General features: G+C 54.3%; 16 protein-coding genes. 14 read left to right on the top strand and 2 right to left on the bottom strand.

Annotated features, from left to right (window positions below):
- The first annotated feature begins 47 nt into the window (after positions 1-47).
- The 13 genes from urtA (at position 48) to G8770_RS13570 (ending at position 12,003) form a co-directional block, all read left to right on the top strand.
- The gene (urtA, locus tag G8770_RS13630) at positions 48-1,334 is read left to right on the top strand and encodes an urea ABC transporter substrate-binding protein (protein ID WP_167187683.1); all 1,287 of its coding nucleotides are present in this window, start codon (positions 48-50) and stop codon (positions 1,332-1,334) included.
- 165 nt (positions 1,335-1,499) lie between these two features.
- Entirely contained in the window at positions 1,500-3,191 is a 1,692-nt protein-coding gene (gene urtB / locus G8770_RS13625; RefSeq protein ID WP_243760505.1) for an urea ABC transporter permease subunit UrtB, read from the top strand.
- Positions 3,188-4,357, top strand: a complete 1,170-nt coding sequence (urtC, locus tag G8770_RS13620) for an urea ABC transporter permease subunit UrtC (protein WP_279537161.1) — start codon at positions 3,188-3,190, stop codon at positions 4,355-4,357. The genes urtB and urtC overlap by 4 nt, the downstream gene beginning before the upstream one ends.
- 71 nt (positions 4,358-4,428) lie before the next feature.
- Positions 4,429-5,235, top strand: coding sequence for an urea ABC transporter ATP-binding protein UrtD (gene urtD / locus G8770_RS13615; RefSeq protein WP_243760504.1), 807 nt, complete (start codon positions 4,429-4,431; stop codon positions 5,233-5,235).
- The gene (urtE, locus tag G8770_RS13610; RefSeq protein ID WP_167187677.1) at positions 5,232-5,927 is read left to right on the top strand and encodes an urea ABC transporter ATP-binding subunit UrtE; all 696 of its coding nucleotides are present in this window, start codon (positions 5,232-5,234) and stop codon (positions 5,925-5,927) included. Before urtD ends, urtE begins: the two co-directional genes overlap by 4 nt.
- Before the next feature lie 2 nt (positions 5,928-5,929).
- The gene (locus G8770_RS13605) at positions 5,930-6,934 is read left to right on the top strand and encodes an urease accessory protein UreD (RefSeq protein WP_208022251.1); all 1,005 of its coding nucleotides are present in this window, start codon (positions 5,930-5,932) and stop codon (positions 6,932-6,934) included.
- Positions 6,935-7,052: 118 nt separating this feature from the next.
- Positions 7,053-7,355 (top strand): urease subunit gamma, encoded by a 303-nt coding sequence (locus tag G8770_RS13600; protein WP_167187674.1) that lies wholly within the window; start codon positions 7,053-7,055, stop codon positions 7,353-7,355.
- A gap of 123 nt (positions 7,356-7,478) precedes the next feature.
- Positions 7,479-7,859, top strand: coding sequence for an urease subunit beta (locus G8770_RS13595; RefSeq protein ID WP_167187671.1), 381 nt, complete (start codon positions 7,479-7,481; stop codon positions 7,857-7,859).
- On the top strand, positions 7,856-9,595 hold the full coding sequence (ureC, locus tag G8770_RS13590) for an urease subunit alpha (RefSeq protein ID WP_167187668.1): 1,740 nt from the start codon (positions 7,856-7,858) through the stop codon (positions 9,593-9,595). The genes G8770_RS13595 and ureC overlap by 4 nt, the downstream gene beginning before the upstream one ends.
- Before the next feature lie 94 nt (positions 9,596-9,689).
- The gene (gene ureE / locus G8770_RS13585) at positions 9,690-10,130 is read left to right on the top strand and encodes an urease accessory protein UreE (RefSeq protein ID WP_243760492.1); all 441 of its coding nucleotides are present in this window, start codon (positions 9,690-9,692) and stop codon (positions 10,128-10,130) included.
- Positions 10,111-10,845, top strand: coding sequence for an urease accessory protein UreF (locus tag G8770_RS13580; RefSeq protein ID WP_167187662.1), 735 nt, complete (start codon positions 10,111-10,113; stop codon positions 10,843-10,845). The genes ureE and G8770_RS13580 overlap by 20 nt, the downstream gene beginning before the upstream one ends.
- Positions 10,846-10,935: 90 nt before the next feature.
- The gene (gene ureG / locus G8770_RS13575; protein ID WP_167187660.1) at positions 10,936-11,649 is read left to right on the top strand and encodes an urease accessory protein UreG; all 714 of its coding nucleotides are present in this window, start codon (positions 10,936-10,938) and stop codon (positions 11,647-11,649) included.
- A 156-nt stretch (positions 11,650-11,805) separates the two neighbouring features.
- Positions 11,806-12,003 carry a hypothetical protein gene (locus tag G8770_RS13570; RefSeq protein WP_167187657.1) on the top strand — a complete coding sequence of 66 codons (198 nt, stop codon included), beginning with the start codon at positions 11,806-11,808 and terminating at the stop codon, positions 12,001-12,003.
- A 206-nt stretch (positions 12,004-12,209) separates the two neighbouring features.
- Here the strand turns inward: G8770_RS13570 and G8770_RS13565 are convergent, their stop codons facing one another.
- The gene (locus tag G8770_RS13565) at positions 12,210-13,124 is read right to left on the bottom strand and encodes a response regulator transcription factor (RefSeq protein ID WP_167187653.1); all 915 of its coding nucleotides are present in this window, start codon (positions 13,122-13,124) and stop codon (positions 12,210-12,212) included.
- Positions 13,121-16,654 (bottom strand): ATP-binding protein, encoded by a 3,534-nt coding sequence (locus G8770_RS13560; RefSeq protein ID WP_167187650.1) that lies wholly within the window; start codon positions 16,652-16,654, stop codon positions 13,121-13,123. The genes G8770_RS13565 and G8770_RS13560 overlap by 4 nt, the downstream gene beginning before the upstream one ends.
- 350 nt (positions 16,655-17,004) lie before the next feature.
- Here G8770_RS13560 and G8770_RS13555 point away from each other — a divergent pair, with 350 nt between their 5' ends.
- On the top strand, positions 17,005-18,411 hold the full coding sequence (locus G8770_RS13555) for an aminotransferase family protein (RefSeq protein WP_167187647.1): 1,407 nt from the start codon (positions 17,005-17,007) through the stop codon (positions 18,409-18,411).
- Positions 18,412-18,954 lie beyond the last annotated feature (543 nt).

Here is an 18,954-nt window from a genome sequence, read left to right as displayed (position 1 = left end):
TTTTCATCTTCCGGAATTTTCAACAGACAATTTAAGGAATAACAATTATGAAACTGAAAAAAATTGCCGCAGGCTTAGCCCTCAGCATTGGTGCTTCTGCATTTTCATACGTTGCTGTGGCGGCGGACACCATCAAGGTGGGCGTATTGCACTCACTCTCGGGCACCATGGCCATCAGTGAAACCACGCTCAAGGACACGGTCCTGATGATGGTGGAAGAGCAAAATAAAAAGGGCGGACTGCTGGGTAAAAAGCTGGAAGCCGTGGTGGTTGATCCGGCGTCAAACTGGCCGCTGTTTGCAGAGAAGGCGCGTGAGCTGATTTCCAAGGATCAGGTGGATGTGATCTTCGGTTGCTGGACCTCGGTGTCTCGCAAATCCGTGCTGCCGGTGATTGAAGAGCTGAACGGGTTGCTGTTTTATCCGGTGCAGTACGAAGGGGAAGAGTCTTCGAAAAACGTGTTTTACACCGGGGCGGCACCCAATCAGCAAGCCATTCCTGCCGTCGATTACCTGATGAATGACCTTGAGGTGAAGCGCTGGGTGCTGGCGGGTACCGACTATGTGTACCCTCGTACCACCAACAAAGTTCTCGAGTCTTACCTGAAAGCGAAAGGCGTGGCGCCAGAAGATATCATGGTGAATTACACCCCGTTCGGTCACTCTGACTGGCAGAGCATCGTCTCCGACATTAAAAAGTTTGGCAGTGCCGGTAAAGCCACCGCGGTGGTGTCCACCATCAACGGTGACGCCAATGTCCCGTTTTACAAAGAGTTGGCCAATCAGGGCGTTTCCTCTGAAGACATTCCGGTAGTGGCCTTTTCTGTAGGGGAAGAGGAATTGTCCGGTATCGACACCAAGCCCCTGGTCGGTCACCTGGCCGCGTGGAACTATTTCCAGAGTGTGGAGAGCGATGCAAACTCGGCGTTCATTGATGGCTGGCACGCCTACACCAAAGACGACACACGGGTAACCAATGATCCTATGGAAGCCACTTATATTGGTTTTAACATGTGGACCAAAGCGGTGGAGAAAGCTGGCACCACGGATGTGGATAAAGTTGAGCAGGCGATGATCGGTGTGACCACGCCCAATCTGACGGGCGGAACTGCGGTCATGAATAAAAATCATCACTTGTCCAAGCCGGTATTGATTGGCGAGATTCAGGATGACGGCCAGTTCGAAGTGGTCTGGAGCACCGACGGTGAAGTAAAAGGTGATGCCTGGTCTGATTTTCTGGAAGGGTCAAAAGATCTGATTGCAGATTGGACCGCGCCCATCCTGTGTGGCAACTACAACACCAAAACCAAAACTTGCTCAGGCCAGACCTACTAGGTTGGTCCGGCAACACTAACGGTTAATAACGATCAAGTTGATCGCAGCCGTCACACCTGCCTGAACTGCATCAGCGTTTGGGCAGGTTTGTGTTGGCCGGCAGGAAACATGCGCTCTCCAGAGCGCAATGATGTTTTGCAATGACGAGGTACTGTGGTGAAGCAGATGACTGTGGTGAAGCAGATTATAGTGAGATTCGGGCTGTTAATGGCGCTGTCTCTGTCATTGGGCAGCTCCTGGCTCCATGCACAGGAACCCAATAGTGAGAATCCTGCTCCTGATCAATATGCCGTTTCCATTTCGGCGGAAGTAAAAGTCTTATTTCAAGAGCTGGTCGCGGCCAGCCTGAGGGATAAGTCGAAAATTTTGAAACAGCTGGATCAGCATTCCGGTCGCGAGATGCTGCCAATGTTCGAAGCCATGCTGAATGGCGAATTGTATTATCAGCCAGATGGTTTGCAGTTGTATCAGGTCAAAGAAAATGCCAGCGGTAACGCCGTGGCGTATTCCGTTTTCGGTGGTGAACTGGTGGACGGATTGTCCATTAAAAAATTCAAGAAAGTTCGGGTTAATAACAGTTTGCGCAAACAGTTGCGTAACAGCATTGCCCGGATTCAATTACTCTACGGCGAAGAGTCGGAACGCAAAGCGGCCGCAGAAACCATGTTGAGCGCTATGTCTGACAGTGCGGTGGCTTTGTTTCAAGAGGCGCGTGAGAAAGAGACGGTTAAAGAGGTACAGCAGCTGCTGGATGTGGGGCTGGCGATGAATACCGTATCCACTTCAGTCGACTCGACAGAGCGGGTTGCCGCCATTCGCGCCTTGTCGAGCCGGCTGGAGCTGCCGGTAAAAAACCTGTTGATGCGGTTGATGGATAAAAATTCTGACGGTGAATTTAAGGAAGCTGATCCTCTGGTTCGGTCTGCAGCGGAAAGTGCGTTAAAAGACATTGACGGTCGTATTGCCTATTATGGTTTGCTGGAGAAATTGTTTTTTGGCCTGAGTCTGGGCTCGGTATTTTTGTTGGCGGCAATCGGCCTGGCCATCACCTTTGGCGTGATGGGGGTGATCAATATGGCCCACGGCGAAATGATTATGCTGGGTGCGTATACCACCTATGTTGTACAGCTGTTGATGCCCAATCACCTGGAGTGGACCATTCTGGTAGCCATCCCCGCCGCCTTTCTGGTGTCGGGCAGTGTGGGTGTGTTGATTGAGCGTAGTGTCATTCGCTTTTTGCATGGACGGCCTTTGGAAACCCTGCTGGCGACGTTTGGTATCAGCCTGATTTTGCAGCAGCTGGTGCGTACCATCTTCTCACCGCTAAACCGTCAGGTGTCTACGCCGGATTGGCTGAGTGGATCAATTGAATTGAATCCGATTTTTTCCCTGACCTATAACCGCCTGTCTATTTTGATTTTCTCACTGATTGTCTTCGGCTTGCTGATGTTGGTGATGAAGAAAACCTCACTGGGTCTGAATGTCCGTGCTGTCTCGCAAAATCGCGACATGGCCCGGGCCATGGGCATTAAAACCGAGCGGGTTGATTCCATGACCTTTGGTTTGGGGTCAGGTATTGCCGGCGTGGCCGGTGTGGCACTGAGTCAGCTGACCAACGTCGGACCCAACCTGGGACAGTCTTATATTATTGATTCTTTTATGGTGGTGGTGTTCGGCGGCGTCGGTAATTTGTTGGGTACCCTGGTGGGCAGCTTCTCGTTGGGCGTTGCCAATAAATTTCTTGAACCGGCCACCGGTGCAGTGTTGGCCAACATTATTATTTTGGTGTTCATTATTTTGTTTATCCAGAAACGACCCAAAGGCCTGTTTCCACAGAAAGGGAGGGCGGCTGAATGATGATTGCAAAAACGCCGTTGACGGCAGGCAGTTTAACCTCCGGTTTTACTTCCAAGACGACGGCCATCGTGGTGGTGGTATTGTTTTCGCTGACGCTGCTGGCGTCAGCGGCGAATCTTTGGCTATCGCCCGATTCACCGCTGTACGTGAGCACCTATACCATTACCTTGCTGGGCAAGTATTTGTGCTACGCGTTACTGGCGTTGGCCGTAGACGTGGTGTGGGGCTATTGTGGGGTTTTAAGTTTGGGGCATGCGGCTTTCTTTGCCCTGGGTGGCTATGGCATGGGCATGTACCTGATGCGTCAGATTGGTGATCGCGGGGTTTATGGCAACCCGGAACTGCCGGATTTTATGGTGTTTTTGAGCTGGGATTCTCTGCCCTGGTACTGGTTGGGGATGGATCAGTTCTGGTTTGCCATGGTGATTGCGCTGGCGGTGCCGGGACTGCTGGCGTTTGTCTTCGGCTGGCTGGCGTTTCGCTCACGGGTGACCGGTGTGTATTTGTCGATCATGACCCAGGCCCTCACCTACGCCTTGATGCTGGCGTTTTTCCGCAACGAAATGGGGTTCGGCGGTAACAACGGCCTGACGGATTTTAAAGACATCCTGGGGTTCAGTTTACAGTCGGATACGGTGCGGGTGGCGCTGTTCGCAATCACGGCCTTGATGTTGATGCTGGCGTATGTGCTCAGTCACTTCATCATGAGCTCGCGCTTTGGTCGTGTGATTGTGTCGATTCGCGATGGCGAGGCCAGAGCGCGATTCATGGGCTATCGCACTGAGCGTTTTAAAGTGTGGTTGTTTGTTTATTCGGCGCTGCTGGCTGCGGTCGCGGGGGCATTGTATGTACCGCAAGTGGGGATCATTAACCCGGGTGAATTCTCTCCGATAAACTCCATCGAAGTGGTGGTGTGGGTCGCTCTCGGTGGGCGCGGGACGCTCTATGGGGCGATCATCGGTGCCGTTTTGGTGAATTACGCCAAAACCCGTTTTACCGCGATCATGCCCGATGGCTGGTTGTTTGCCCTGGGGGCGCTGTTTGTATTGGTCACGGTGTTTCTGCCGAAAGGCATTGCCGGTTTTATTGAACAGCGGGTGGAATCACTGAAAAAAGGTGCCTCAGGATCAGACCGCGTACAAGGATCAGAAGGAGCGTCGGCATGACGGTATTGGACACAACACGGGAAATCTTCCGTCGCGATCAGGTTTGGCCCTTTCTCGCTCCCGAACATTCGATGGTGGATGTTTCTCACAACATGATTTTGTATGTGGAAGGGTTGAGCGTGAGCTTTGATGGTTTTAAAGCGTTGAACGATTTAAACCTGTACGTCAATGACGGTGAACTGCGCTGCTTAATCGGCGCCAATGGCGCCGGTAAAACGACGCTGATGGATGTGATCACCGGAAAGACCGAATGTGATAGCGGCAGCGTGTACTTTGGCCAGACGATCAATTTGCTGCAGCGCTCTGAGCCGGAAATTGCCCAGCTGGGCATCGGCCGTAAATTTCAGAAACCTTCAGTGTTTGAAGCGCATACGGTATTCGATAATCTGGAATTGTCCCTCAAGGCTGACAAGGGTATCTGGTATACCTTGAGGGTGAAACTGAACTCGGCGGATATTGACCGTATCGATAGCATTCTTGATTTGATCGGGCTCAAGGAGCAGCGCTTTATGTTGGCTGGCGCGTTATCGCATGGGCAAAAGCAGTGGTTGGAGATAGGCATGTTGTTGGCCTCTGATCCGCGGCTATTATTAATCGATGAGCCGGTGGCGGGCATGACGGCCCAGGAGACCGAGCGCACGGCGGAGTTGCTGACCTCGCTCGCCGGGGATAGGACGGTGATTGTGGTTGAGCACGACATGGAGTTTGTGCGCAGCATCGCCCGTACCGTGACGGTGTTGCACCAGGGCAGCGTATTGGCGGAAGGCACCATGGATGAAGTGCAAAACAACCGGGATGTGATCGAAGTGTACCTGGGAGAAGAGAGCGCTGATGCCCGGGGCGAAGAGATCGCTGCAGCCAGGGGAGAAAGAGCATGATTGCCATCAATAAAGTCAGCCAGCATTATGGCGGTACGCAAATTCTTTGGGATCTGGACCTGGACATTAAACAGGGTTCCTGCACGTGCATCATGGGGCGTAACGGTGTTGGCAAAACCACCTTGTTAAAAGCCTTGATGGGTCTGCTGCCGGTGACCAGTGGCAGTATCGAGTTTGAGGGACAGGCGATTCAGGGGCGTCCTGCCGATGCCCGGGCCCACATGGGGATTGGCTATGTGCCGCAGGGCCGGCACATTTTCCCGTTAATGACCGTGGAAGAAAATCTGCGCACCGGCCTGCCCTGTCGCAAGGAAAAAACCAAAGACATACCGGACAAAATTTACGAACTGTTTCCCGTACTAAAAGACATGAAAAGTCGATTGGGGGGCGACCTGTCCGGTGGTCAGCAACAACAGCTGGCGATTGGGCGGGCTCTGGTGATTGACCCGAAAGTGTTGATTCTGGATGAGCCCAATGAAGGCATACAGCCCAACATCGTCAAACAAATTGGCGACGTCATTTTAAAACTGAATCAGGAAGATGGCTTGACCGTGATCCTCGTAGAGCAGAAACTGGGCTTTGCTCGCCGGGTGGGTGAAGAGTTCCGCCTGATGGAGAAGGGGCGTGTTGTGGCAAGCGACAAGATGGCGAACCTCAATGACGATTTGATTAAACAGCATTTGGCCGTGTAAATGTGAACAGTGCTTTAACCGCCGTACTCAAAAACGACACCGGTATTACCGATGTTACGACCGGGGAGGAGGCCGTCTCTTCCCCCGCTCATTTAAATTGGCACGCCCGCTTGAACTTGCGTTTACAGCTCGGCCCCCGGGGGACACGACTGGTTCATAACGAGCACGAAGGGCCGCTCTATGTGCAAAAACCTTTTTATCCGGAAGGGGATGAGCTGGCGCACCTGTATGTGTTGCACCCCCCTGGCGGTCTGGTGTCCGGTGATCGTTTGCAGCTGGACGTGGAGGTCGGCAATGGCGCCCAAACCCTGTTAACGACGCCGGGCGCCGGGCGGGTGTATCGGGCCCGCGCCGATCGGGCGCTGCAGCATCAACTCAATCATTTTCAGGTGGGGGCGGGTTCTAGCCTGGAGTGGTTGCCTTTGGAAACGATTATCTACCCCAACGCCCGCACACGTCTGGAGACCCGGGTAGACCTGCACGCCGGCGCTCGCTTCATTGGCTGGGAGGTGACGTCGCTGGGGTTGCCGGCGTGCAAGCTGGACGCGCAGGAGGCCGAAGTCTCCCAGCGGTTGACTGTAACGTGTGAGGGGGAGCCGGTGTTTGTCGAACAGTTTCATTTGAACGCCCAAACCCGTCGCCTTTTTAACGCGATGGCGGGGATGCAAGCGAAACCGATTAACGCGGTTTTTGTGGCCGGCCCCTTTGCCACCGACTCCCCCTTTGGCGCGAAATCCGAAGAAAGCATCCAGCGGGCTGAGTGGATTGCGCAGCAAAACCACCACCATTCTGAAGCGTTATTGAACAGCGCTGGCCCGGGGATGGCTGGCGAGAGTCTGGTTGGCGAAAGTCTGGTGGGGCTGAGTCAGGTGGGAGATTTTGTCGTCGGGCGCTATTTGGGCCACTGCTCCGAACAGGCGCGGCAGCTGTTCCAGCGCTGGTGGGCGCAGTTGCGGCCGCAGTTACTGGCGCGGCTAGCGTGCCCGCCGCGCATTTGGTTCACCTGAGTCTCTTTGCCGCAAAGGCCTCAGGCTCAGAGGCTAGCCGTTAAAGCGTTTATCGACACAGAATTCATAGATTCAAGCGTTTGCCCGTTTGAACGATTAAGAAAGTAAGGTGTTAGCGATGGAATTATTGCCCAGAGAAAAAGACAAGTTACTGCTGTTTACGGCAGCCCTGTTGGCGGAACGGCGTTTGGCCAAGGGCTTGAAACTGAATTATCCGGAAGCCATGGCGCTGATCAGTATGGAGATTATTGAGGGCGCACGGGAAGGTAAAACCGTGGCGCAATTGATGAGCGAGGGGAAAAAAATTCTCACCAGTGATCAGGTCATGGATGGGATTGCCGAGATGATCAGCGAAGTTCAGGTAGAAGCCACGTTTCCGGATGGCACCAAACTGGTGACCGTCCACGACCCGATTAATTGAGTGTGACCGCTTATTGGCTGAGGCCTCTCATTGGCTGAGGGCTCTCTCATTGAGTGAAGCGACTGATTGAGTGACGCGGAAAATACGCGCAGAAGGGGGTGGTATGAGTGAAGGAGTAACGTTATGAGACCCGGCGAGATAAAAACTGCGAGCGGAGACATTGTGTTAAATCCCGGTCGTGAAGTGCGCACGTTGCGAGTGGAAAATACCGGTGATCGGCCGGTGCAGATAGGATCGCATTATCATTTTGCAGAAGTGAATCCGGCGCTGTCCTTTGATCGCAGCCAGGCGATGGGATTTCATTTGAACATTGCCTCCGGCACCGCCGTTCGTTTTGAACCGGGGCAGGGGCGCGAAGTGGAACTGGTGGCCTTTGCCGGCGAGCGAAAAATTTACGGTTTTCGGGGCGAGGTGATGGGCGATTTGCCTGCGACAGCGCCGTCGGTTTCCGGTTCGCCGGCCTCGGGTTCGTCTGATTCAAGCACACAGGGAGAGTCAGAATGACGACCATGGATCGACACAGTTATGCCCATATGTTTGGCCCCACCGTGGGTGACCGCGTACGTTTGGGCGACACCGAGTTATGGATAGAAGTAGAAAAGGATTTCACCCATTACGGGGACGAAGTGAAGTTTGGCGGCGGCAAGGTGATTCGCGATGGCATGGGGCAATCGCAACGCTCGTGCAGCGAGACCGTGGACCTGGTCATCACCAACGCACTGATTCTGGATCACTGGGGCATCGTCAAGGCGGATGTGGGGATTAACGCCGGTCGTATCGTGGCGATCGGCAAGGCGGGTAATCCCGATGTGCAGGATGGTGTCGACGTTATCATTGGTCCGGGCACCGAAGTCATCGCCGGAGAAGGTTCCATCCTGACGGCGGGGGGCATTGATGCGCACATTCATTTTATTTGTCCGCAGCAGGTGGATGAAGCGCTCATGTCCGGCGTCACCACCATGATTGGTGGCGGTACCGGGCCGGCCACCGGGACCAACGCCACCACCTGTACCCCGGGGCCATGGAATATCGGCAAGATGTTACAGGCAACCGATTCCCTGCCCATGAACTTTGGCTTTTTGGGCAAGGGTAACGCCAGCTTGCCGGTGGCTCTCGAAGAGCAGCTGATGGCCGGCGCCTGCGGGTTAAAACTGCACGAAGACTGGGGCACGACCCCGGCGTCCATCGACAACTGTTTGACGGTGGCCGATAAATACGATGTGCAGGTGGCCATCCACACCGATACCCTCAACGAATCCGGTTTTGTGGATGACACCATCGGGGCTTTTAAAGACCGGGTGATTCACACCTACCACACCGAAGGGGCCGGCGGCGGGCACGCACCGGACATCATTAAGGCCTGTGCCTATCCCAACGTGTTGCCCTCGTCCACCAACCCGACGCGGCCCTATACGGTCAATACCATTGATGAGCATCTCGACATGCTGATGGTCTGTCATCATCTGGATGCCAGCATTCCGGAAGATGTGGCCTTCGCCGATTCGCGCATTCGCAAAGAAACCATTGCCGCCGAAGACATTCTGCACGACCTCGGCGCGTTCAGTATGATCTCTTCAGACTCACAGGCCATGGGGCGGGTGGGCGAAGTGATTACCCGGACCTGGCAAACTGCCCACAAAATGAAAGTGCAGCGCGGCCCTTTAAAAGAAGATGAAGCCGGTGAGCCCAACAGTGTGGGCCACCCCAATACAGACGGCGCCGATAATTTCCGGGCGCGCCGGTATGTCGCCAAGTACACCATCAATCCGGCCATCACCCACGGCATCGCCCACGAGGTGGGGTCGATCGAAGTGGGCAAGCTGGCGGACCTGGTGCTGTGGAAGCCGGCATTTTTTGGCATCAAGCCCGCGCTGATTTTGAAAGGTGGCATGATTGCAGCGGCCCCCATGGGGGATGCGAATGCCTCCATCCCGACGCCACAGCCGGTGCATTATCGGCCGATGTTCGGCGCGATGGGGTTGGCGGTGGCCAAGACCTCATTCACCTTTGCCTCGCAAGCGTCGATCGATGCCGGTGTGGCTGAGGCGCTGGGGTTACAGCGCCAGTTATTGCCCTGCCGCAATACCCGCACACTGACCAAGGGCGATATGGTTCACAATCACTGGCTGCCTAATATCCAGGTGGATCCGCAAACCTATGAGGTGCGGGCCGATGGCCAGTTGCTGACCTGCGAGCCGGCGACAGAACTGCCATTGGCGCAGCGCTATACGTTGTTTTAAGACCCTAAGGGCTATCACTCGTCATTGCGAGCCGCAGGTGTGGCAGTGACAGGACGGTAAACTTGATCACGAAGTTACAAGAAGGAAAATATTGTTGGATATTTATCAGCGTTTAGGGATCGTCCCGGACTTAAATTGCGATGATGTCATCGTACTCACCCAGGAACAGCGGGACAAAGGCCGCTTGAAAACGGTGTCGGAGGCGGGCGCTGAGGTGCGGGTGTTTCTGGAGCGAGGCAAACCATTGCTCGTGGGCGAAGTGTTAAAAACAGAATGCGGCAAATACCTTCAGGTGCAGGGGGCGGTAGAGCAGGTGACCCGCGCCGAGTGTGAGGATTGGCACACCTTCAGCCGAGCCTGTTATCACCTGGGTAACCGCCACGTGAAATTGCAGGTGGGCGATCGCTGGCTGCACATGACTCCCGACCATGTGCTGGAGGATATGTTGAAAATGCTGGGGTTAACGGTCACCCACGAGGACGCAGTATTTGTGCCGGAATCGGGAGCCTACAGTCATGGCCATCACCACCACTGATGTCGGCTTGCTGCGTCTGTTGCAGCTCAGCAGTGTCAGCTTGCCAGTGGGTGGCTATGCCTTTTCCCAAGGCCTGGAATACGCCGTTGAAGCCGGCTGGGTGGATTCGGTTGAGAGTGCCGAAGCCTGGCTGGAATTGCAGATGCACGATGCTCTGGCGAGAGTGGATTTACCGATTCTGTGGCGCATTCATCGGTTGTGCCAAGTGCAGCAAGACGGCGGGGAGAATACCGTCGCTGGGGTTCAATACTGGAACCGGATGGCATTGGCCTGCCGCGAAACCAAAGAGTTAAGGCTTGCCGATACCGCCATGGGGGAGGCGCTGCAGCGCTTGTTGACCCGCCTTGATGTGCCGCTTGACGGGTTGCGGCAAGCTCAGTCTGCCCAGCCATGCGCACCAGCGCAGGTACCTGCGGAAGTGAGTTTTGTGGCGGTGTTTGCCTGCGCTGCCCAGCAGTGGCAAGTGAATGCGGAGGCGGCCCTGCTGGGTTATGCCTGGTCGTGGCTCGAGAATCAGGTGGCCGCAGCCACCAAGCTGGTGCCTCTGGGGCAAACGCACGCGCAGCAACTTCTGGGTCAATTGCAGCAGTGCATTCCCGCCACCATCGCGACGGCGAAGTCATTGGCGGATGATGAACTGGGGGCGAGCCTGCCGGCTCTGGCCATTGCCAGCGCCTTGCACGAGACCCAATACACACGCTTGTTTCGCTCTTAAGGTGTGAGTTTTTAACGGATATGTTAAATCGTTAAGGTCACCCGACCATGAACAACGACTGACAAAGGATTATAGAGAGGATAACCAAACATGGCCTATACACACGGTGCTTCCGCGCCGGACACTACGCCCCATCACGATGAGTCACATCAAAAAACGTCTCGCCCCAAACAAACCCTGCGGGTCGGGGTGGGTGGTCCGGTGGGGTCGGGGAAAACCGCGCTGTTGCGCACACTCTGCTCGGCGATGCGCGATTATTACAACATTGCGGTGGTCACCAATGACATTTACACCCAGGAGGACTCGCAGTTTTTGACCCGCCACGAGGTGCTCAGTGAAGATCGCATCATCGGTGTGGAAACCGGCGGTTGTCCGCACACGGCCATTCGGGAAGATGCGTCCATGAACCTGGCGGCCATTGATGAATTGCTGCGCCGTCACGGCGAACTGGATGTGGTGTTTGTGGAAAGTGGCGGAGATAACCTCAGTGCGACCTTCAGTCCGGAATTGTCGGACCTCACCATCTACGTGATTGATGTTTCGGCCGGCGATAAAATTCCCCGCAAAGGGGGCCCGGGCATTACCAAATCGGACTTGCTGATCATCAACAAGACCGACTTGGCACCTCTGGTGGGCGCCTCTCTGGAGGTCATGGATACCGACAGCAAAAGAATGCGTGGCAGTCGTCCGTTTGTCTTTTCCAATCTGAAAGCGGGCGACGGCATTGATGACATCATTCGCTTTATTGTCGATGAAGGTATGTTGCCACCGCAGGACATGCCGCCGGCGAAAGCGGTGGTTTAACATCCGGGGCGAGTTGCGAGTTGCGAGTTGCGAGTTGCGAGTTGCTAGAAACTAGAAACTAGAAACTAGAAACTAGAAACTAGAGACTAGAGACTAGTGGCTAGAAACTAGAGAACTAGAGACTAGAGATTATGAGTATCAGGGGAGTGAAAAAGTATGGGTAAGTTCCGTTTTGCAGGCGTTGTGGGGTTGAGTCTGGTGTCGCCGCTGGTGTTGGCCCATTCCGGTCACGGTGGCGATGTCGGTGTACAGCACGATATGGAACACTCGCTGTGGCTGTTGCTGGCGGTGTCCGCCGTGGTGGTGGCCGGGGGGTATGTGATCAACAAGGCACCCTGGAAGGGCAAGAAGTAATTTCGTTTTGGTAACCGGCTGACAGGGATGTTGCTTGCGGTAGGCAGAGGCGATCTGAGGATACGACGATACGGTTGAGCCGTGACCGGTTAATGAGCCGTCGATAAGGTTACGCCCTTGGTGTGCTGATTAGACTGAAGACGTGCTAATTAGGCGCAAGACCTGCTTATCAGTTCCAAGGTGTGCTTATGAGTCAAAGGTTGTGTCTAGGCTAAAGATTCGTTGGCAATGCGCAGCGCCACGCTGGCCGCCGCGGTTCGGTTTTCCACTCCGATTTTTTGAAACACCTGCTCCAGATGTTTGTTGACCGTGCGCGGGCTGATGGCCAGGATCTCACCGATTTCCCGATTGGTTTTGCCGCAGGCGATCCAGTGCAAAACCTCAGCTTCGCGTACCGTCAGGGACAGTTTCTTCTGAAACAGTTCCTGGTCTGACACTTCCACATCATCCACCAGTTTCAATAAAAACTCCTGCGGGTTGCGCTGTTCAATAAACACCACGGACAGGGACAGGCCGAGCTTTTCCAGTTTCAGCTTTTGCTGCGGGCTGGGGGCGTGTTGCAGCCAGAATTTGAGTTCGCTGGCCAGCGATTGCTGCAGTTCATCGGTTGGCAAGGGGGCTTTGTGGAACAGTTCACGCACCTGGGGTGTCGCCCAGAGCAGTTGACCGTTGTGGTCTGTCGTCATCAGAAACTGACCGGTGGAGTCCAGTGCTTGTTGGGCGCTGGTGGTTAAACGTGCATTGTTGAGATGGACTTTCATGCGCGCCAGCAGTTCATTGGGTTTGATGGGTTTGGTGAGGTAATCCACGCCCCCGGCTTCGAGCCCCTGAACAATATTTTCGGTTTCTGTCAGTCCGGTCATGAAAATGACCGGAATGCTGGCCAGTTCCGGGTCGGCTTTGAGTTGTCGACAGGTTTCAAAGCCGTCCATTTTGGGCATGATGGCATCCAGCAGAATCATATCCGGACGCAGACGCTGGGCAATGGTCAATGCCTGACGCCCTTCCAGGGCCACCAGCACGCTGATGTTGGCTTCTTCCAGCACATCGCTGATCAGGCTTAGAGAATCAGGCGAGTCATCGACCACCAGTACGATGTCTTGTTTGTCGGAATACGTCATGCGGGGTCGGTCTCCAGAAGAAGTTCCAGTTGTTCGTACTGCATGGATTGCGCAAGGTCACGCAAGTGTTTCAGGGCATCGGCGTCAAGAATACCCGATGTTTGAATTTCATCCAGGGTGTCGAGCACCCCTTTACGATGTGCAACCTGAACACGACTGGTCAGTTGCTGTATCAGCGGATGCTGTAACCGGCTTTTCAGCGAAGCGCTGCTGTCCAGTTTCGCAGCAGAGCACTGAACTTTCGATGCTAGGTTGGTCTGAGATGCTGTGTTGGTCAGTGATGCTATGTTGGTCAGTGATGCTATGCCGGTCAGAGTGTCATCAATGTACTGCCATTCGAGCGTCAACAGATTGCCGACTTTTTCCAGCAACAGTTGATTGCGAATAGGCTTCACCATGTAATCGTCGTGGGGTGCCTTTGGGTGAGGCGCTTTCAAACCCGCAGGCAATTGCAGCTCAAGTGGGTTGCGGTGACGCTCATTGACCTCGGCAGACAGCATGAGGATGGGGGTTGTGTAACCCTCCTGACGCAACTGCGTGGCCAGTTCAAAGCCACTGCAACCTGGCATGTTAACATCGAGAATAAAGCAGTCCGGGCGAACGTCTGCCAGTTGCCGCAAGCAATCGTCGGCTGAGTTGGCTTCCACTACGCGAAACCCCAGCGGGTTCAGGATATCGGTTAATAGGCCGCGGTGAATGGGGTCATCGTCAACCGCCATGATGATTTGCGTTGCGCCCTGATAGCCCTTGATGGTGCGCTGTGGTGGCGCGGCGACAGTCGGAGTGCTGACCCAGGACAACATCATGGATACGCTGAAACAGCTGCCCTCGCCGGGCGTGCTCTTGATGTCGAGATTGCCGCCCATGACCTCGGTGAGCAATCTGACAATAGTCAGGCCCAGCCCGGTGCCCGGAGTGTGTGGGGTATGGCTGTTACGCACGCGTTCGAAGGGCGTGAAGATCCGTTCAATGTCTTTTTTGTGGATGCCCAGGCCGGTATCAATGATGGAAAATTCAGCGACCTGATTGCGGTAATACACGTGGAAGTCCACTCGGCCATGATCGGTATATTTGACCGCATTGGACAGTAAATTGATTAAGATTTGTCGCAGTCGTTTCTCGTCGGTGATGACCACGTCGGGCAGTCGGTGGTGCAGGTGAAAATGAAACCTAAGACCTTTCATTTCCGCTTGCTGGGTAAACATCTGCACCAGCTGTTCCAGCAGTTCCGGCAGGCGTACCTGGTTGCGATAAATGTCCAGGCGGCCGGCTTCAATTTTGGAAATGTCCAATAAGCCTTCGATCAGTCCCGCCAGGTGCTCGCCGCTGTTGCGAATGATTTCCAGCGGGTACTGATGCTGAGCCGGCATATCCGCTTTCTGGGACAGCAGTTGCGCGTAACCTAAAATGGATTGCAGTGGGGTACGCAGTTCGTGACTGATGCCCGACAAATACCGACTCTTGGCATCGTTGGCGCGTTCCGCCAGTTCTTTGGCCTCCTGCAGGGCCCGGTCGGTTTCCTGGTGAGCGTCGATTTCATCAATCAATAAACGGGTTTGCCGGTTGGATTCCTGTTGAGCCACCAGGCGACTCTCATGGGCCAATAAAATCAGCCAGGAAATGACGCCGGACACAATCATAAAAGCGTAGAAAATCATCCAGATGGTGGTGCTTAACAATTCCGCCGTCGGCGCTGATGCCGGTTTGATGTGAAAATAGATCAGGGCCAGAAAAGCGCCATTGAGCAGCGCGACACAGCTTAGGATAAAGGCGAAACGCGCAACTCGCGAATTCAGGGCGCGTACGACGCTGGCCGGAGCAAAGCTTTCGAGCCACTGGTTGAGCTGAACTTTTAAGCGCGCGTCGGGCTTGCAGCTGTCCAGACAGCGGGCGTCGAGGGAGCAGCACAGGGAGCAAATGGCCCCCTGATACGCCGGGCAGTGGCTCATATCCTCGTATTCAAAATCACTTTCACAAATACAGCAGCGCAACGTTGCCGGCTCGCTGTTCAGGGATTGGCTGAGTGCCTGGTCTTCATCTTTATGGAGCTCGTAAAAGAGGATGTCACTGCTCGGACGAGCCAGGTAAAAGCGACCTTTGGTGATCCCGGCGATGGTGGGCACAAAGACAAAGCAGGCACCAAGACTGATGAAATGCGCCAGGTAACTGGCGTTGTTTCCCAGATAGCCCAGATAACAGACAATACCCAGCGCCGAGGCCATCAGCATGGAGCCGACCCCCACCGGGTTGATGTCATACAGGTGCGAGCGTTTGAATTCGGTGATGGGCGGGCTGAGCCCCAGCGGTTTGTTGATCAGCAGGTCGGCGGCCAGTGAGGCGAGCCAGCTGAGCGCGACAATGGCAAAAACTCCAAGAATGGCCTCCAGTACCCGGTAAACCCCCATTTCCATCAACACCAGCGCAATGGCCACGTTAAACACCAGCCACACGACGCGACCCGGGTGGCTGTGGGTTAAGCGGGAGAAGAAATTCGACCAGGCAATCGAGCCGGCATAGGCGTTGGTGACATTGATTTTCATCTGCGAGAGGATGACCAGAATGCCGGCCAGCACCAGCGAGCCGGATGGCGATTCGGTGATGTAATTAAACGCCAATTGATAGAGGTACACCGGATCGGTGGCCTGTTGGTAGGGCATCGCCTGGGTGAAAGCCAGATAGGCCAGAAATGAACCCAGCAACATTTTGACCATGCCCACCAGAATCCAGCCGGGGCCCGATAAGATTAACCAAAACCACCAGCGGTAGCGATTTTCCGGGGTCTTGGGTGGCATAAATCGCAGGTAATCCACCTGTTCACCAATTTGCGCCACCATGGCGAAAAAGATGGAGACGCAAGCGCCAAACAGCATCAGGTCAAAGCCCTGGGTGCTGGCGTGTTCCCGGGGAACAAATTGCACCCAGTTATCGATTCGCTCAAATTCGTAAAACACCACCGCAGCGAGGGCGCAAATTTGCAGCAGCAGCCACAGAGGTTGACTGCCCACCTGGAAGCGACTGATGGCCTTGATGCCGTGGGTAACAATGGGCACCACCACCAGGGCGCTGATGATGTAGCCAACCCAGAGCGGAATACTGAATAGCGCTCTGAGAGCCGAGGCGAAGATGGCGGCCTCAATGGCAAAAAAGATAAACGTAAACGACGCGTAAATCAGCGAGGTGATGGTGGAGCCTAAATAGCCAAAGCCGCCGCCTCGGGTTAAGAGGTCAATGTCCAGGCCGTGGCGGGCTGAATAATAGGAAATCGGCAGGCCAATGATGAATATGGACACACTGATGGCCAGCATGGCCCAGAGCGTGTTGATGAAACCATATTGCAGGGTGGTGGCGGCACTGAGGGCTTCCAGTGCCAAAAAGGCCGTGGCACCCAGCGCGGTCATGCCAATATGGCTGATGCTCCAGCGGCGTGCTTTTTTGGCGGTAAAACGCAGCGCGTAATCTTCCAGCGTCTCGTCACCGACCCATTTATTGTATTGCCGCCTGACGCGAAAAATTGATTGTGTGGCCCGCATGGGCGAATTCCTTTTGGTTGCCTCACGCACTTGCACTGCGCTGGTGCGCGCCGTCCTGCGGAGCTGTGCCTGATTTACGACTGAGTCATTATTGGATTTTAGGACGCAAAAGACGCGCCATTTTAGCAGAAAGCGCGACTCTCAATGGAGTATTTATCCTCAATCAGGGCTAAATCATGCGCTATCAGACCAGTTTGATGGGAGCGGGACGAACTGGTCTGTGTAAAAGGCCGAGGCTGGTTCTTTGGGGGGCACCGATGGGTTATTACCATGTATTCAATGGCCATGGCCTCCATGGTGGGATTTCTTTTTTAACGCTGAATTAGGTGCACGCCCTAGCTGAGGTTGAGATGTCAGATTTGAAAACAAGTAGTGTGATTGCCGCAGAGATCGAAAGCAGAGAGATTGCCAGCAAGGCTGTTGAACAGGATGCCAGGCACGTATGGCATCATCTGACCCGGCACGCGGGTCAGGAGTCTATGGTGGTGGTGAAAGGTGAGGGGATGCGGGTTTGGGATGCTCAGGGCAATGAGTATCTGGATGCGGTGTCCGGTGCAGTATGGACCGTCAATGTGGGTTACGGACGCACTGAAATTGCCGATGCGGTGCGCGATCAGCTGGTGACCATGAACTACTTTGCTCAAACCGCCGGCAACATTCCAGCGGCCCAATTCGCAGAGCGCTTGCTGGAAAAAATGCCGGGCATGAGTCGAGTGTATTATTCCAACTCTGGCTCCGAAGCGAATGAGAAAGCCTTCAAAATGGTGCGTCAAATTGCGGCGAAAAAATACGGCGGCAAGAAACATAAAATTCTCTACCGTGAACGGGACTACCACGGCACCACGATCAGTTGTTTGAGTGCCACCGGGCAGTTTGAGCGCAAGCATCAGTACGGTCCCTTTACGCCGGGGTTTGTCGAAGTGCCACACTGTTGTGAATATCGCTCACAGTGGGGCGAAGTGGATGATTATGGCGTGCGTGCGGCCAACGAAATTGAACGTATTATTTTAGAAGAAGGTCCCGATACCGTGGGCGCGATTTGCCTTGAGCCCATTACTGCGGGCGGGGGTGTGATCGAGCCGCCGGAGGGGTACTGGCCGCGTGTCCAGGAGATCTGCCAACAGTACAACGTGTTGTTGCACATTGATGAAGTGGTTTGCGGCCTCGGTCGTACCGGTACCTGGTTTGGGTATCAGCACTATGGCATTGAGCCGGATTTTGTCACCATGGCCAAGGGGGTGGCGTCGGGGTACGCCGCGATTTCCTGCACCGTGACCAACGATAAGGTCTTCAATTTGTTGCACGATGATGATGGTGACGGCCGCATGGATTACTTTCGCGACATCTCCACCTTTGGCGGCTGTACCGCCGGTCCGGCGGCGGCGCTGGTCAATTTGGAAATCATCGAGCGAGAAAATCTGCTGGAAAATGTTCAGCAGCAAGGTGAGTATTTGCGGCAGCGGTTGTTGGCGCTGAAAGACAAGTATCCCTTGATTGGGGATGTGCGTGGCAAGGGGTTGTTCATGGGCTTTGAACTGGTGAAAGATCGTGTGTCGAAAGAGCCTGTGGATGAGAGTGTTGCCATGGCGGTGGCCGGCCATTGCATGCAGAACGGGGTCATTATCGGACGCACCAATCGCTCCTTTGCCGACTTTAACAATACGCTGTGCCTGAGTCCGGCGTTGATTGCGACCCGGGCGGATATTGATGCGATTGTTGACGCCATTGATAACGCGGTGTGCTGTGTGTCTCAATAAAAACGATCTGAAGGCCATGAAATTCTGACCCCAAAGGTTGGAAAGGGATGGGCAAAAAACCGCGGCGCTTCGGTGTCGCGGTTTTTTTATGAATTTTTTTTGACATTCTGGGGCGGCCGCGACATTGGTCTCCACCCGAAGGTATGGGGTGGTTTTTTTTGAGCGTTTGCTGGTGAATATTTAACGCGCTGTTGGTGACTGTGAATGACCTGCGTTGCTGTCCCTGCAGGCGTGTTTTTCTGCGGCGCTGAAAGTATTGCCGATTTTTGGGGAGGGTTGTTCCTCCTAATATTAAATTTAAGGTGAGTTTTTTGGTGGTGGTTTTATGGTTTTAGCAGTCATTATTGATTAAACGAAATTATTTTAATTGTGTGATTTCGGCGTTTGAGTCATTGTCTTCGGGGTAGAAAAGTCCTCATCTGGGAAGCTTTTTTCGCCAAAGTAGTCTTGCATTTTGTTCGGTTGTTAACTTGAATTTACAGTTTCTCCGGTTTTGATAAGTTCTTATTTAGCCTCAATATTTTCGGTTTAAAAGGGTTTGTC

Source organism: Pseudomaricurvus hydrocarbonicus, from assembly GCF_011602365.1.
Taxonomy (GTDB): Bacteria; Pseudomonadota; Gammaproteobacteria; order Pseudomonadales; family Cellvibrionaceae; genus Pseudomaricurvus; species Pseudomaricurvus hydrocarbonicus.
The sequence above is the reverse complement of the archived record's forward strand: the minus strand, read 5'-3'. Positions and strand labels throughout refer to the sequence as shown.